This window comes from Janibacter sp. CoH_79_TC_3 (assembly GCF_058197955.1).
Genome location: NZ_JBXWIV010000055.1, coordinates 1 through 741, shown reverse-complemented (window position 1 = coordinate 741; position 741 = coordinate 1). Strand labels below are relative to the sequence as shown.

The following is a 741-nucleotide window of genomic DNA, read 5'->3' as shown; positions in this document are numbered from 1 at the left end:
AAGAGACGTGTTCATAGCAAAACAACCAGGCAAACCAAACCCTATAAAATACCAGATGACGTGCTACTTAATGATGTTAAAGAACATCCTGATGATTACCAGTATGAGCGAGCCCGTCGTCTAAACTGTAGTAAAACAGGCATTTATCATGCCCTAAAGCGACTTGGCATCAGTCAAAAAAAAGACCTTAGAGCATCCAAAAGCTTGCCCAATAAAAAGAGCGGTGTATCAGGGAAAGCTTGATAGCTTTACGCAGCAAGGCTATCCCATTGTCTATATGGATGAAAGCGGCTTTGAGCACGAGACCATTCGCTCTCATGGTTATGCACCGATTGGTAAGCCTTGTATCGATAGCTACAACTGGCAAGGTAAAAAGCGAACCAACGTTATTGGTGCTCTGTATGAAAAGATGCTGTTTGCGCTTGATTACTTTGAGACAAACATCAACAGCATCGTCTTCTATCACTGGTGCAAACACAAACTAATCCCAAGTCTTAAAACCAAATGCGTGATTGTGATGGATAACGCCAGATTTCATAAGAGCAAACGCATTCAAAAGCTACTAAACAGGCACGGTCATCGTATTCTATGGCTGCCACCGTACAGCCCAGACTTGAACCCTATTGAAAAGAAATGGGCTCAAGTGAAGTTTCTACGCCAAGGCTGGATGGAAAACGACTTATCCAAATTGTTTTATGATCTTTGTCCAAGGCATAACACTTTTATTTTGAACTGACTATA

General features: G+C 41.7%; 2 protein-coding genes. Both read left to right on the top strand.

The genetic code is table 11. From position 1 onward, the window contains the following. Positions 1-243 (top strand): IS630 transposase-related protein (locus AC2FA3_RS15035; RefSeq protein ID WP_490510286.1); only part of this gene is annotated, 243 nt, incomplete at its 5' end. Beyond that, positions 224-736 carry an IS630 family transposase gene (locus AC2FA3_RS15030; RefSeq protein ID WP_490510285.1) on the top strand — a complete coding sequence of 171 codons (513 nt, stop codon included), beginning with the start codon at positions 224-226 and terminating at the stop codon, positions 734-736. The genes AC2FA3_RS15035 and AC2FA3_RS15030, both read left to right, overlap by 20 nt. Positions 737-741 lie beyond the last annotated feature (5 nt).